The sequence below is a fragment of the Paraburkholderia sp. BGA-UO-ETr-F12 genome (assembly GCF_059567945.1).
In genome coordinates, this window is record NZ_JCAQOZ010000024.1 from 255,403 (window position 1) to 269,065 (window position 13,663).

A 13,663-nucleotide genomic window follows, 5' to 3' on the forward strand; every position below is an offset into this window, starting at 1 on the left:
GGAGCGGGATGCCTGTCAGTTTTCTCACGCCGAGCCAGCGCGAACGCTACGGTCAGTATCCCGGCGCCATGTCGGCCGATGAAATCGCGCGCTACTTCCATCTCGATGATGAAGATCGCGAATGGATTGCACGCAAGCGGCGCGACTCCAGTCGCCTTGGCTATGCTCTCCAGCTGACGACGGTCCGATTTCTCGGAACCTTTCTGGAAGACCCTACTGCTGTGCCCAAATCGGTCATCCAGCTGCTCGCTCCGCAGATCAATGTAGTCGATCCGGGCTGCGTATCTGCATATAAAGAAAGCGAGCAACGCTGGCGGCACACCGCGGAGATTCGTGTCCGTTATCACTATCGCGAGTTCGTCGAGCGCGGCGTCCGCTTTCGGCTCGGCCGCTGGCTATGTGCATTATGCTGGACCGGGACCGAGCGGCCCAGCGTTCTGTTTGAGCACGCCAGCAACTGGTTGATCTCACACAAGGTATTGCTGCCGGGCGCGACCGTCCTCGAACGTTTTGTAGCGGAAATTCGAGCTCGCATGGAGAGCCGTTTGTGGCGACTTCTCGTGCGGGACGTGACGATCGAACAGCAGGTCCGTCTGGATCAGTTGCTGACGGTCGCCGACGGCAGCCGTCAGTCATGGCTTGACCGGTTGCGCAAAGGACCGGTGCGGATCAGTGGACCCGCGCTCGTGCAGGCATTGCGACGCGTCGAAACCGTCCGCGCGCTCGGCATCACGTTGCCGGCGGCGCAGGTCCCACCCAGTCGCCTTGCCTCACTTGCCCGGTTTGCCGGCGCCGCGAAGGTGAGCGCGATCAGCCGGTTGCCGCCCGCCCGGCGATTGGCAACGCTCGTCGCGTTTGTTCACAGTCTGGAAGCGAGTACGCAGGACGACGCGCTTGATGTTCTTGATATGTTGCTGCGCGAATTGTTCTCGAAAGCCGAGCAGGCCGATCGGAAGGTCCGGCTGCGTTCATTGAAGGACCTCGACAAGGCGGCGATCACGCTGGCGGATGCTTGCAGGATGCTGCTCAACCCGGAATTGTCCGATGCGGAGTTGCGTACGCGTATCTACGCGGCGATCGGACAAGACGCATTGGAACAGGCCCTCGTCAACGTGACCGGATTGGTCCGGCCACCCGACGACGTGTTCTATCAGGAATTGCAGCGCAAACAGGAAACCGTGAAGCGCTTTCTTCCTACGCTGCTGCGGGTTGTCAGATTCGAGGCCAACCCTGCTGCCGGACCGCTGATCCAGGCGCTTGACTGGCTGCGTCACCGGCCCGATCACGATCCACCGACAACCGTTGTTGACAAGGCATGGCAGCGCCATGTTGTTCAGGGCGATGGCAAACTTGATCATGCGGCCTTCGCCTTCTGTACGCTCGACAAGTTGCAGACGGCTTTGCGGCGCCGCGATGTGTTTGTGACGCCGAGCTGGCGCTATGCTGACCCGCGCGCCGGTTTGCTGAGCGGACCGGAATGGAGCGCATCACGCCCCATCATCTGTCGCTCGCTTGGCCTGAGTGCTGATCCCGAGCCTGCGCTGGCCGCGCTAGCCCAGGAGCTTGATGAGACCTATCGCGCAGTCGCAGCTCGGTTGCCCGACAATCCCGCCGTGCGATTCGAGACCGTCGCAGGCAAGAGCGAGCTGGTGCTCACGCCACTCGACAAGCTGGATGAGCCCCCGTCGCTGGTTGCATTACGAGCCGAGGTGAAGTCGCGCATGCCGCGCGTCGATTTGCCGGAAATCCTGCTGGAAATGGCGGCACGCACCGGCTTTGCCGAAGCCTTCACGCATCTCACCGAACGCACAGCACGTGCTGCAGATCTGACCACAAGCCTGTGTGCCGTGCTGCTTGCCGAGGCGTGCAATACCGGGCCCGAGCCGTTCGTTCGTCAGGACACCCCCGCCTTGCGGCGTGACCGGCTGATGTGGGTCGATCAAAACTATGTGCGCGACGAGACGTTGATCGCAGCTAACGCTACACTGGTCGCGGCCCAAAACCGGATTGCGCTAGCCCGGCAATGGGGCGGCGGTGACGTCGCATCCGCCGACGGGATGCGCTTCGTGGTGCCGGTGCGCACCGTCCATGCTGCGCCGAATCCGAAGTATTTCAATCGCGGCCGCGGCGTCACCTGGTACAACCTGATTTCGGATCAGCGCACGGGGCTCAACGGCATTACGGTACCCGGCACGCTACGCGACAGTCTGGTCCTGCTCGCCGTCGTGCTCGAACAGCAGACGGAACTGCAGCCTACCCGCATCATGACCGATACGGGAGCATACAGCGATGTCGTGTTCGGGCTGTTCCGGCTATTGGGCTATCGCTTCAGCCCCCGGCTTGCAGACGTTGGTGACGCGCGCTTCTGGAGAATCGATTCGAGCGCCGACTACGGCGATCTCGACGATCTTGCGCGGCATTGCATCAAGCTGAATCGTGTCACGCCTCATTGGGACGATGTGCTGCGACTGATCGGCTCCCTGAAACTTGGGCGAGCGCCAGCGGCCGGCATCATGCGGACGCTACAAGTTGGTAAGCAAGCCACGCCACTGGCGCAAGCCATTGCAGAAATCGGGCGCATCGACAAAACCATCCACATGCTGACGTATCTCGATGACGAGACACGTCGCCGCAGCACGCTACTTCAACTCAATCTCGGCGAAGGGCGCCATAGCCTCGCGCGAGATGTATTTCACGGCAAGCGCGGCGAACTGCATCAGCGTTACCGTGAAGGTCAGGAAGACCAGCTCAGCGCGCTCGGGCTGGTGGTCAACATGATCGTGCTGTGGAACACGATCTACATGGATGCGATCCTGACGCAGCTACGCGATGAAGGGTTCGCGGTGAAAGATGAAGACGTGGCGCGGCTCTCCCCGTTTGGCCACGACCACATCAACCTGTTGGGACGATATTCGTTTGCGGTCCCGGATGCCGTCGCTCGTGGCGAACTACGACCGCTCCGGCGCCCAAATGAGGCTTAAGTCGGTTGGCTGTTCCTATGGGAAGCCCATCGTTATGGAAAGTATGCTGATTTGGGGCGGCGGCGCTGGCCTGTCCCAAGGCCCGTCCCTGCAACGAAACGCTCTGACTTGATTCACATAATGCTGCCGTCCTTCAGGGCGTATCCCGAAAGAGAGCGGCATGTTGACTGCATATTTCAGGTCTCCGGCTTCCCTGGAGTACTACGGATCCGGAATCGCGGGGCGTTTCATTATGAACGGTGGCTGCGGCCGGAGATGCGCGTCGCTCCGGCTTCGGCCAATTCCTACTTTCCATAACGATGGGCTTCCCATAGGAACGGTTATCGATTTTTTTCGTAACCGTTCCATTGCTCCCCGAACCCCTGCCAGCAAACATAGAGACCATCCACCCATCTTTGTGGCGAGCTACGCAGATGGGGCGTGCCAGCGGGCAGACGGTCGAGACAGGCTACCCCGCGTTGTCCGCCGAGTTGCCGGGCGGCGGCTGGCCGCAAGGCGCGTGTGTCGAACTATTGGTGCAGCAGGCCGGAGTGGGCGAAATCCGGTTACTCGCGCCGGCTCTGGCTACCGTCAGCCGCAGACCTGTGGCCGTGCTGCGACCACCGCATCTGCTCAATGCCGCCGCACTGCAATACATCGGCTTGCCACTCGACAAAATCCTGCTCGTACGGCCAAAGTTGACCGCTGACGCCCTGTGGTCAGCAGAGCAGATCCTGAAGACCGGCAGCTGTGGCGCGTTGCTGTTCTGGCAGGAACAGGTGCGGCCGGAATCGCTCCGACGCCTGCAGGTTGCCGCCAAATCCGGTGAAGCGCTTTTCTTCGTGATGAGGCCGCTCGCCAGAGCGGGTGATTCTTCACCCGCCGAGCTAAGGTTGACGGTCCGCCCGTGCGAGGGTGGAGTCAGTGTGTCGGTAATCAAGCGCAAGGGCCCCTCCATGGACGGCAGCGTTTCTGTCGAACTGCGACCGTCGCCAGTTCTTCTGAGTCCGCACGCACGCGTCAAGCGGCCGGTACGAAGCACGGTGCGCGAGCTGGCCGACGCGCGGGTATGACAAGGCGCTTTGGGCGAGCCGTAGCCAAGGGTTCGCCGTTCGCACGGGGAACGGTTTTGAGTGTTCCCCGTGGGTCGCCGCCCGAATTACGCAGCCTGGTACTGCATACGTTGCAACAGGTCTGCTTCGTCCGCCGCCGTTGCCAGCTGAGCGTGGTACGTCCGGAGAATCGCCTATTCCGCCTCTTCCACAGCAAGCGTCGTTTTCGTCTCGGGTCAGGCCGTGTTCGGCATACAGGCCGTTGACCGCCGAAAACATTTCAAGCAGCAGCTCGGTAAAACTGCCGGGCACAAAACGCGAGGTTAGCCGCCGATCCTCGAGGAACTGTCGATCGGCAACAGGCGGCCTATCAGGACAAACAGCGACTCGTCGACCTTGTTACAGAAGTGAAACCAGTACGGGAACGCCTTGGTGAGGGGTGTGCGCGAACCGGCGAACTTCCGGTATGACATACAGCTCGCGCGGGTCACTGTCATATCCTTCGAACGCGATGGATACCCCAAATTAGGCTTTGCCCTTGTCGGTGTCGGCCGGCTTCGCAATCGCGGCAATCAGCGCCGTGTTCTGCTCATGCACGCGCCCCAGCTCGGCGTTCAGGTCATCGGCCCGCCGTTCGATCTCGGCCGCGCGCGTCTCTGCCCGTGTGGCGCGTTCTGCGGCTTCCTTGGCGTCAGCAAGCGCCGCATTGAGTCGACCAGCGGTCTCCCGCTCGGCGCGCTCCAGATCCGCGCCGAGCGCCTTTGCGGCGTCCAGCTCCTCGTTAAGCTGATCGGCCAAATCAGCGGCCTCCTGGCGGTCGGCTTCCATCTGGACACGCTCGGCCTCGAGCGTTTCGCGATCGGCCGCCAGGCGTGCGTTAGCTAGCTGCAGCGCCATGCTCCAGATTTCCGAGCCGACCTCGCTAAGCCGGTCGGTCAACGCCTGCGGCGCCGGTTCCTTGATCGGCGTTTCTTTGGCCTGGCGCTTCGCCTTCCATTCGGTCATCGCGTCCTGAATGGTCGTGAAGCTGCCGCCGCCCACGGCCTTGCGCACGGCCGCCAGAGTCGGCGGCTTGCCGGCGCCGTCGAGTTCGTCCGCCGCCGCCCAGATTTGATCCTTGGTAATCGCCATGCCCGTCTCTCGGTGTAAATGTAGTATTTGTACACTACTACATACTACAACATACTACAAATAGAGATTTAACCGCCGGGTCTGCGCCAGTGGATCAGGTTATGACCCACTATTCTTCCCGTGACGGCGAGGCCCGGTGAAACCTGGAATTACCGCGTGATCGAACTGCGCAAGAACGGCGAAACATGGCGCGGCTTTCATGAGGTCTATTACACCGATGGCGCATCGCATTCCTATACCGAGGTTACCGGCCGGGTTCGGGCTTCGGAAAGTCGGTTGGCGTCAGGACGGGCTTGCTGCGGGCTTCGTGCAGGCGCTGCATCATGACGTGGCCGTCAGGCTCGCCCTCTTCGAGCAGCCACGCGATGCCCACCGGGCGCTGCCCCTGCATCGTTCCAAGCCCGATCGCATCGGGCGATAATGACCGCCTGCACAGCGAAGCGAGGGCGCATGGGTAAGGAAGCGGGGAAGCAGCCGAAACAGCTTGTCGATGCTGAGTGGTCAAACGCCTTAACGGGAATGGCAAGGCACATCCAAGCCAACGCTGGGGTGGCAGCCCAACTCCAAAAAAGGATTCAGGACTTTGCGAACTCGCCGGTAGGGAAACAGTGGGCCGAGACGGCCAAGTACATCATCGCGGCCAATGAGCGGGCCAAGCAGCTTTCCGATCTCATCCATTCCGCCGCTGACATTGAAGAGATCCAGCGAGCCATTCAGAACGAACCGATTGATGCGTATACCCTCCTGGCATTGGTGACTCTGGAGCGGGACCAGGAAGCTGGCGAACTGGAAAAGCGGTTTCAGGAAAATAGCCAGGCGGCCAGAAGCGAACAGGGCCGCATGCTGGCAAAGCAGGCTCATGCCAAATCGCCTCACGCTCGTGTAAAGCCGGAAATCATCGGGTTTTACGAAAAGCATGCGGCCGAAATCAGGGCGGACGGCCGGCCACGCTTCAAGACCAAAGCATCATTTGTGAGAGAGGTCTCGAACCAGTACGGGCATACGGTGACCGATCCAGACACGATTGCAAAGTGGATCGCGGAGAGCGCGGTGAAGGTGCCGCATTGGCGCACAAGGTCGGCCCCGAAGAAAACTTAGCCTGTCAGCGACGCAGACGGTGCTGTTTGCGCGGCTCACCCGCCTGTCTGCACCGCATGGCAATTTAAACGAACCGGCTGAGAATCTATTCTGCCACCTAGAGACAGACGTCTCGGAAAACTCACTAACAGGAGAGTCCAGGTGGCAGAAGCAAAGAACAAAAAATCCGACCTTGCGGCGGTCATGTGCGCGCTTGCGCCGCTACTGAACACCGTCATCCGCGTATGCGGGCAAATCATGGTGACGTGGATTTGGTGCGCGCATCACTAAAAGGCACGTCGCGGTCTTCAGCATTCAATGCTCCACACGCCCAAGACGCACGAGACGGGAGTCGATCGCGCCCTTGGTGCGGCCGTGCTTCACGGCGAGATCCCTGGCCGACATGCCGGCGTCGAAGTCCCTGAGCAAGGCTGCGTCTTCCTCCGGCGGCCACGATCGCCCGGCGTTCGTTGGCCGTTCGCGCTCAGCTCGCGCGGCCGGCGCCGATTGGTTGAGCCTTTCGAGTTCCTTTGCGGCAAAAAACAATGCCCGGATCACCTGAGGGTTGTTGAACGGGCTTTGCTCCGCGAAGATTTCTCCGGTCGCGGGGTCAATACCGCGCGCCAGTGTCTCAAGGGTCGTTTTCGCTTCAACGGCGTTCATGCTGCTCACTCCGCTCATCCGGGTCCTGTTCGTCGGGGTACGCTGAATCGCGATCCTCCCGTGGAATGTCTTCGGGCACTCGGCCCAGCGCCCGCCTCGTAAAGCCTCGATCGACATCTCGTTACTTGCGCAGACGGGCGTCGTAGATCCACTTGCGCAGCTTCGTCGCAGTGATATTCGTTACATCCGGATGTTGCGGGTTGATAAGAACATTGAGTTCCTCCGGAACAATCACCGAGGGCACAAGCAGAAGCGCCGATTTCTTTTCCGTTGCCCACGCTTCGCCGACGTCGAGGCTCACCTTGCCGGTCGGCATGGCATCCCAGCCGACAGGTCCTTTCTCTGCGCTCACGACGGTAGCCTTCTCGAAAAGCTCGTCTGGTACGTCTATTCGCACCAGATAGCGGTTCAGAGGCAGATCATCGGCATTCCAGTGAACAACGGTTTCGAGGCAAGCGAGCGCGATGCTGGATGCGCAGTACACGACCGGCGTACCGGACCTGTTCCAACGGCCGCCGGTTCTCTTCGCCCCCTCGCCCGTCAGGTCGTCCGAAGTGTAGTCGGGTGTATCAGTGGCGATTCGCCATGTCGCAACGGTCATGCGTAAGCACCGCTTTGCATTTTCGCGAGAAGCCCCGAGATCACTTCCTGGCCCTCTACCGTGTCCATCAGTTCTGCGGGGCGTATGCCGCCGAGCGCACCATTCGGGCGTTCCAGCCATTGCCCCACCCATTGCGCGGCATCAAAGTCTGTCGGGTCGCCAGATTGCTCCACCATTGTCCTGACCTGGCCGACCAGTTTCATCAGACCAACGACACGTTCCGATTGCTCCTGCGACAGGTTCTGTTTATTCCGTGCTTTCCGGTCGACGGTTGCACGCGGAAGCCCGAGTCGCTTAAACAGCTGGTCTTTGGTCGTGTGGAGCGAGCTGGCCAGATCGATTAGACCGTCGGCGCCGATACCGCCCTTGATCAGCTCGATCCGCTCCATCGGGCCCGCTTCATAAATCCGAACGAAGTCGCGCACGGTGCGGGGCGTGCGACTGACAGCGGTTTCCGCCGCTTGTACGAACAGGGGCGCGGCCTTTTTAGCTGTCGGTGCGCGCTTACGTATAGTGACCGTCATGATTTGCTTCCTCCGCATTTGAGCATTCAGTATATCTCAAATGAGCAGAGTGTGCGAATGCGGATTTCGCTTTGACGCTGCGCAGGGCGGATCTCGCAGGAGAAGACAACATCCGCAGGACATGCTGGTTCGCGCACCATTTCCGGGGAGATCACCATGGCCGAATTGACCGACTTCGCCGTAGCGTACTGGTGCGGAGCTAACGCGATGGTTCGCCGCGCCGCAGTTCAGCCCACACGCCGAGATGCTGGACTGAGTCTTGTCCTACTCGTGGTCCCGAAGGTCTGACAAGGACTCTTCGAGGGTGTCCGCAGCGTCGAAGTGCAGTTGCACGCTGGCATCATCTAGCGGCTCGCCCGACGGCATCTTGCGCGATTCGGCCGAGTCACGTAGCACGTTAATCGCAGCCCGCAGCGCCAGTGCTGTGGTCAATGTAGACATCGTTCGTTTGCCTTAGCGAGAGAAAAACGCGAAGCGGTCCTTTCCAGTGTGACGCGCGAACGCTCACTTTACCTCGAAAAAATCACGCCCACCGTCATCTGTGGGCGCCCTTCGTCACATCGCCAGAGCGGCGATTATCTCCAGCGCCACAGCGACGCTGGCCTGCCAGTACTTTCTCTTGATCACACAAACCACCGCTGCCACCAGACACACGGATACAAAGCCAATTTTCAGCATCGTTGCCTCCATGAAAAGAACGTTGCTCTCCGTTATGCAGAACACGGGCAAATAATCGAAGGAGGCACGCATACCGCTTGACGGCAGGGCTTGGCGAGCGGGCGAAAAAAAACCGACCCACAAGGTCGGTTAAAAGTTCTGCCAATTCCGAGGGCTGTAGCAGAACCTGAGAGAGGCAGAATTATGCCAGCAGTTTGCTCTGCCTGTTCATGCCCGCTTTCGCATGCGAAATAACGACGCCGCGCGGGACGCGTCCCGCACATCATCATTCAGGGAACCTTATAGCCGCTGCGATTGCACGCTTCAATCAGCGTGTTGTGGACTGCGAGCGGCATCGACGCCCGCAATTCCGGCGTCAGGCTCGTGAGGCCCTTATCGACGATGTCCGTCGCCTGGGCGAGCGTGACTCCGTTCAAACACGCCGCGAACACTGGTTGCGTCTGCTGAAAAAACACGCGATCCGCGTCCAGTACGCCGGCCACATAGATCTGTCGCTCCGCGGGCGGCATGGACTGATAGTGATCTGGCGAGACGGCTTGACGGATTCCGCCCGGAGTCTGCGCGAACGCCGCCGACACCGTCACGCAGGCTGTGAACGCCAACAGAATTTTCTTCATTTGCATCCTTTATTCCTCGATTCCATTGTGATGAGCGATTAGGTCCGCGAAGACCGCGCGCAACATGCGCACGTCGCCCAACCCAGTTTTAACGGCAACTAATCCCGTTTTCTTGACCCCTGGAATGAGCGGCAGGATCAGGCCGCGTGCGGTTGTTCTAGCGCTGCTTCGGCCAACTGTCGGCGCAGCGTCATCGCTTTCGCCTGTGAGCAGCGGAAGAACTTCCGGATCTCGGCAACCGTGCCGCGCGAGCGGCCCGCAGCCACTTCTGCGGCAAGCCTCGCGAGGTCGGCGCTGACAGTCTTGGCCACCAGCATCGTTACCCTCTGGTCCTGCGCGTGCGTCGCGAGCTTGTCGCCGTTACCGGTCGCGACCGTCGAATGACTGGCAGTATCGCCACCGTGACCCGGCAAACCCGCATCAATCGGGACAATCAGCTGTTCATGACTCGCGCGAACGGCTGCGTTACCCGGCGCTACTGTCGCGTTACTTTTCGTCGCTGCCGACTGATCGCCGCCCCTGTTTTCCTGAAGTGCGAGCAGCCACCCAAGGCAGGCGACGAACTCCAGCATCGCTCCGAATGCGATGCCGACGGTCAGATCCACTTCGCCCGTCGACATGCCGAGCAGCTGGGCGAGGCGATCGGTAACAGGGTCGCTCATCGCTACGGCGCGCAACGTGGCCTGACGATCGCGCGCCGCGTTCAGCCGGTCGACCGATTGCTCGCGTCGCCGGCCTTCGTCGAACGCGACGCTCAACGCTTCGAGGCGGGTCGACAGCGACACGCGGCGCAACGATAGCGCGGTGCAGCGTCCAGCGCACTTCTGCGTCCTGGCGGTGGCCAGCTCTGCAGTGACCTGCGCGCGTTCAGCGGCGATCGAGGTAAGGTCACGTCCGGAACCGGTGGCGTCCATGAGGGGCGGTATCTGTGCGTCGACCGTCGCGGCCCGAATCTCGCCAGCGTGCTCCTGTGCGGAAATGAAGAATGTCGCTTGGCCGTAGCCGGTCGCGAGCATCGCACCAAGCCACAGCACGAGCGCGGGGATGCGCAGCGCGACCGAAACGGATCTAGCCAGCGCGGGCAGCAGATGCGCGCTCAGCAGCAGGACCATCCCGATACCTACCCATACCAGCCGCTCGGCGAGCTGGCCACCGCGCTCCCAGGCTGCGATCAACGAAACGCATCCGGAGGTGCCCGTCGCAGCAACGGCCAGTCCCATCGCCCACCACCGCAGCGAAGAAGTCGCGCGCGGCAGCGACGACGAACCGCTGGCCGCGTCGGCGTGAGAGATCGTGGAAGGTACGCGGTCCGCGGGGGCACCGGCCGGCATGAGGCGCAAAGTAGTAGTGGGAAAAAGCGACTGCGGAAGATGCGTGGTATGTGGATGCACGGTGCGGCCTCTTGTGTGAGCGTTACCCGGCTTCTCATCGCCAAATGAGGTGAGCGGGCGCATGGCAGGGTTGGCGAACCGGTCACACAAGCAGCCGGCAGACCGTAAGGTCTCCCTAACAAGGCCCGCCCATTGAAAGCGGCGCGCAGAGGCAATACGCACAAAAAAAGCCGCATGCGCGGCCGTGCGCTTGTATGAATCAGGTCGCCAAACCCGGCACCCGTTGTCTGGGGTGCGGACCAGGTATACCGCAGAGGCGAGAGCGTTTGAACAGGCCATAATGCTTCCGCCTGGTTTTCCGGCTGCGTCGCCGTGCCATGTCTTACCAAGCATGAGAGCGGTCGACGGACTCGTATGCCGCGCAGCATGAACCCCGGGAGAGGATAGAACGATGGGAACGGCAAAACCCTTGACGACGACCCGGCTGCCGCATCGCGGCGCACAGGGCGATACGGTTGCCTTCGGGCATTCTTTTGTGACGTCCCGCCTGGCAGGGTTCGAGAAGGACATGAAGATATGTCTCACCGGAATCAAGGCACCGGGCAAGGCAGGCGTCACGCATGCCTATTTTCCGGCCCTGATGGCGTGCTGCGGCATGCTGGAGTACCTGGCAGCGCTTTTCCTTGGGCAGGTTGGCCGGACACTGACCAACGTGCAGATATCTGCGTACGCCACAGCGTACATGCGCCAACCTGACTATGCTCCTGAAACGGTCAGGATCCTGTTTGACGCGTTACGCAATCCGATCGCGCACCGCAGTATCGCAACAGGGGTTTGGGCGGACCATCACGACGAGTTCCGCGGCCGCAGACTCACCTGGAAGGTGCTTGCAGATAGCGCTCGGCCAGCGATCCGGCTCGTGGAAGAGGTCGGCGAGGTGCACCGCGATTCGCCGTGGCCGTGCCGCTATACGCACCGAGTACATGTCCATCTCGGCAGTCTGTGGCGCGACATAGCCGAATCAGTACCCGCCTACCTCGACGCCCTCGCCGCTGACGGCGGGCTGCAGAAGAACTTCAACACCTGCATGAGGCGGCTCTATCCGGAGTAGCCGCTGTTCGTCGCATGATTTGATGGACGATTATCACGTGCGATCTGATCAAACGCCCACGCCAACGGGTGGCGGCAGTACGGCGCAGGCATCAGCAAATTGCGCCGTTTAAATGGCGCCCCGATGCTGGGCAATGCTGGACTCCAGCGCGGCCAGAACGGGAAAGTCATCTAAAGGCTGATCCCCCGCCGGGCCGATGTCGATCAGTTGGCTCAACGCCTGCGACATCGCTTGCATCGTTCCGATCTTCTGTTCGAGCTGCAATTTCTTGCAGATCGCGAGGTCGCGCACGTCGCCGCGGGATGCGTTGTTGTCGGCCTTCAGCTCCAGCAGTTGCCGTATTTCCGACAGCGTCATCCTGCAGCGCTGGGCCTGCCTGACGAAGTCCAGCCGGCGCACCGCGTCCTCGTCATACAGCCGGTACCCGGCTTCGGTCCTGGTCGCGGGCCGCAGCAACCCCGTTCCTGCTCGTAGAAGCGGAGGGTATCGGCACTGACCTCGGTCCGCTTCGCGAGCTTGCCGAGCGTCATTCCGGTGCTCACGCGGGCCGCCGCATCCACCTTGTGTTTTCGATGCTGCGGCCGCTGTCCCGTCATTGTTGACTGGAGAGTGTTAGCCGAGGTCATAGCGCGTCGGTGCTCCCATGAATTGGTGGGGGTTTGCATTTTCGGGTCCTCTGGCCATACGAGACTTTTTGCGCGGATCCGAGAGCCGCATGGGGGTCGTATTCGACCGCGTGGGTTCATGGGCTCGGCTCACCGCGACCGTGTCGGCGGCGGGTTATGTGAGTTGCGCCTTTTCGATCACGGCGCTGCATCACGGGCGGTGTCGATCCAATTCTTGCGACCTCTCGCCCTTCTGGCTCACGCCGAATCGCACCGTATCTGACGCAAATCCATGACGGACGACAGGCCACGCCGCGCGATCTTCAGCCTAGCCCATGGAGCGTGCTTGAGAGTCAAGAGAAAGCCGTGGGCAGGCTCTGGATCGCCACAGTGCTGCTGTAGCAACGAAACTGGCAGTCTCTTTCGCATGCGGAGGCGGCGCCCCGCCGACAGCTCAGGGGACGTCCGAATATTTCGTCTCGTTGCGTCGCGCAAGGCCGCGGTCGAGATTTCCACCGCTTCAAATATCGCTTGATTCCGTACGTAACTACGGAGATATCTTGACGCCGAACCGCTGCACTCTCATGGAGAATCGCATGTCTGAACCCAAAAACGGGCGGGGCGCCCTGGTGGCCGGAGGCCTTGCCGCAATCCTCGCGTCGACCTGCTGCCTCGGCCCCCTGGTACTCGTGGCCCTAGGCGTCAGCGGTGCCTGGATCGGCAACCTGACGGTGCTGGAACCCTACCGGCCGATTTTCATCGGCGCGGCCCTGGTGGCGCTGTTCTTCGCTTACCGGCGTATTTTCCGACCGGCGCAGGCCTGTCGGCCGGGCGATGTTTGCGCGGTGCCGCAGGTCCGGACGGCCTACAAGGCCATTTTCTGGGTCGTCGCTGTTTTAGTTGTCGTCGCACTCGTGTTCCCCTACGTCGTACCGCTGTTTTATTGAAGAAGGAGAAGTCATGAAGAAGCTTGTTGCAGCTGTCGCCCTTGCGGCAACCCTGATCGCCCCGGCGTGGGCGGCCACCCGAACCGTCACCTTGCAGGTCCCTGGCATGACCTGCGTGGCATGCCCGATCACGGTCAAGAAGGCGCTGAACGGCGTTACGGGTGTGAGCAAAGTCGAAGTCAATTTCGAGAAGAAGGAAGCCGTCGTGTCCTTTGACGACAAGCAGACCGGCGTTCAGGCGCTCACCAGGGCCACGACAGATGCGGGCTATCCGTCGGAACTGAAACAGTAGCGCGTGACACCTCAAGGGCGGATACAGACGCGATGCCGTTTCACGCCCGCCCCGCTGCCCCGAACTATCCGCTC

Annotated in this window: 18 protein-coding genes; 6 read left to right on the top strand and 12 right to left on the bottom strand. The window is 61.2% G+C overall.

Translation table 11 applies throughout. The features are described from left to right. The first annotated feature begins 8 nt into the window (after nucleotides 1-8). Together AC57B6_RS10395 and imuA are read left to right on the top strand one after the other, a co-directional pair. The gene (locus tag AC57B6_RS10395) at nucleotides 9-2,981 is read left to right on the top strand and encodes a Tn3 family transposase (RefSeq protein ID WP_496421233.1); all 2,973 of its coding nucleotides are present in this window, start codon (nucleotides 9-11) and stop codon (nucleotides 2,979-2,981) included. Nucleotides 2,982-3,376: 395 nt separating this feature from the next. Further along, entirely contained in the window at nucleotides 3,377-4,033 is a 657-nt protein-coding gene (gene imuA, locus AC57B6_RS10400) for a translesion DNA synthesis-associated protein ImuA (RefSeq protein WP_496421234.1), read from the top strand. A gap of 302 nt (nucleotides 4,034-4,335) precedes the next feature. On the opposite strand, the gene AC57B6_RS10405 is transcribed toward imuA, so the two are convergent. The 3 genes from AC57B6_RS10405 to AC57B6_RS10415 form a co-directional block, all read right to left on the bottom strand. Continuing rightward, a complete protein-coding gene (locus AC57B6_RS10405) occupies nucleotides 4,336-4,485 on the bottom strand; it encodes a hypothetical protein (RefSeq protein WP_496421235.1) in 150 nt (49 codons plus the stop codon). Nucleotides 4,486-4,537: 52 nt separating this feature from the next. Next, complete coding sequence (locus AC57B6_RS10410) at nucleotides 4,538-5,143, bottom strand: DNA-binding protein (RefSeq protein WP_496421236.1); 606 nt, start codon at nucleotides 5,141-5,143, stop codon at nucleotides 4,538-4,540. 244 nt (nucleotides 5,144-5,387) lie between these two features. Beyond that, nucleotides 5,388-5,534: a hypothetical protein gene (locus AC57B6_RS10415; RefSeq protein WP_496421237.1), complete on the bottom strand. Its 147-nt coding sequence runs from the start codon at nucleotides 5,532-5,534 to the stop codon at nucleotides 5,388-5,390. A gap of 59 nt (nucleotides 5,535-5,593) precedes the next feature. Here AC57B6_RS10415 and AC57B6_RS10420 point away from each other — a divergent pair, with 59 nt between their 5' ends. Then, nucleotides 5,594-6,241 (top strand): hypothetical protein, encoded by a 648-nt coding sequence (locus tag AC57B6_RS10420; RefSeq protein ID WP_496421238.1) that lies wholly within the window; start codon nucleotides 5,594-5,596, stop codon nucleotides 6,239-6,241. Between the two features lie 294 nt (nucleotides 6,242-6,535). Here AC57B6_RS10420 and AC57B6_RS10425 read toward each other — a convergent pair whose 3' ends face one another. From AC57B6_RS10425 to AC57B6_RS10455, 7 genes are all read right to left on the bottom strand, one after another. Further along, on the bottom strand, nucleotides 6,536-7,000 hold the full coding sequence (locus AC57B6_RS10425; RefSeq protein ID WP_496421239.1) for a hypothetical protein: 465 nt from the start codon (nucleotides 6,998-7,000) through the stop codon (nucleotides 6,536-6,538). A 4-nt stretch (nucleotides 7,001-7,004) separates the two neighbouring features. After that, on the bottom strand, nucleotides 7,005-7,484 hold the full coding sequence (locus tag AC57B6_RS10430) for an RES family NAD+ phosphorylase (protein ID WP_496421240.1): 480 nt from the start codon (nucleotides 7,482-7,484) through the stop codon (nucleotides 7,005-7,007). After that, nucleotides 7,481-8,008 (bottom strand): Xre family toxin-antitoxin system antitoxin, encoded by a 528-nt coding sequence (locus AC57B6_RS10435; protein WP_496421241.1) that lies wholly within the window; start codon nucleotides 8,006-8,008, stop codon nucleotides 7,481-7,483. Before AC57B6_RS10435 ends, AC57B6_RS10430 begins: the two co-directional genes overlap by 4 nt. 264 nt (nucleotides 8,009-8,272) lie before the next feature. Beyond that, nucleotides 8,273-8,449 (bottom strand): hypothetical protein, encoded by a 177-nt coding sequence (locus AC57B6_RS10440; protein WP_496421242.1) that lies wholly within the window; start codon nucleotides 8,447-8,449, stop codon nucleotides 8,273-8,275. A gap of 114 nt (nucleotides 8,450-8,563) precedes the next feature. Then, a complete protein-coding gene (locus AC57B6_RS10445; RefSeq protein ID WP_496421243.1) occupies nucleotides 8,564-8,686 on the bottom strand; it encodes a hypothetical protein in 123 nt (40 codons plus the stop codon). A 269-nt stretch (nucleotides 8,687-8,955) separates the two neighbouring features. After that, nucleotides 8,956-9,303: a hypothetical protein gene (locus AC57B6_RS10450; RefSeq protein WP_496421244.1), complete on the bottom strand. Its 348-nt coding sequence runs from the start codon at nucleotides 9,301-9,303 to the stop codon at nucleotides 8,956-8,958. 137 nt (nucleotides 9,304-9,440) lie between these two features. Then, nucleotides 9,441-10,694: a hypothetical protein gene (locus AC57B6_RS10455; protein WP_496421245.1), complete on the bottom strand. Its 1,254-nt coding sequence runs from the start codon at nucleotides 10,692-10,694 to the stop codon at nucleotides 9,441-9,443. Between the two features lie 391 nt (nucleotides 10,695-11,085). Here AC57B6_RS10455 and AC57B6_RS10460 point away from each other — a divergent pair, with 391 nt between their 5' ends. Next, on the top strand, nucleotides 11,086-11,745 hold the full coding sequence (locus AC57B6_RS10460; RefSeq protein ID WP_496421246.1) for a hypothetical protein: 660 nt from the start codon (nucleotides 11,086-11,088) through the stop codon (nucleotides 11,743-11,745). A 108-nt stretch (nucleotides 11,746-11,853) separates the two neighbouring features. Here the strand turns inward: AC57B6_RS10460 and AC57B6_RS10465 are convergent, their stop codons facing one another. Both AC57B6_RS10465 and AC57B6_RS10470 read right to left on the bottom strand, forming a co-directional pair. Continuing rightward, on the bottom strand, nucleotides 11,854-12,201 hold the full coding sequence (locus AC57B6_RS10465) for a MerR family DNA-binding protein (RefSeq protein ID WP_496421247.1): 348 nt from the start codon (nucleotides 12,199-12,201) through the stop codon (nucleotides 11,854-11,856). Then, nucleotides 12,099-12,491, bottom strand: coding sequence for a MerR family transcriptional regulator (locus AC57B6_RS10470; protein WP_496421248.1), 393 nt, complete (start codon nucleotides 12,489-12,491; stop codon nucleotides 12,099-12,101). Before AC57B6_RS10470 ends, AC57B6_RS10465 begins: the two co-directional genes overlap by 103 nt. A 455-nt stretch (nucleotides 12,492-12,946) precedes the next feature. On the opposite strand from AC57B6_RS10470, the gene merT reads away from it, so the two are divergent. Both merT and merP read left to right on the top strand, forming a co-directional pair. Beyond that, complete coding sequence (gene merT, locus AC57B6_RS10475) at nucleotides 12,947-13,297, top strand: mercuric ion transporter MerT (RefSeq protein ID WP_496421249.1); 351 nt, start codon at nucleotides 12,947-12,949, stop codon at nucleotides 13,295-13,297. 13 nt (nucleotides 13,298-13,310) lie between these two features. Then, nucleotides 13,311-13,589 (top strand): mercury resistance system periplasmic binding protein MerP, encoded by a 279-nt coding sequence (gene merP, locus AC57B6_RS10480; protein ID WP_496421250.1) that lies wholly within the window; start codon nucleotides 13,311-13,313, stop codon nucleotides 13,587-13,589. Nucleotides 13,590-13,663: the final 74 nt, after the last annotated feature.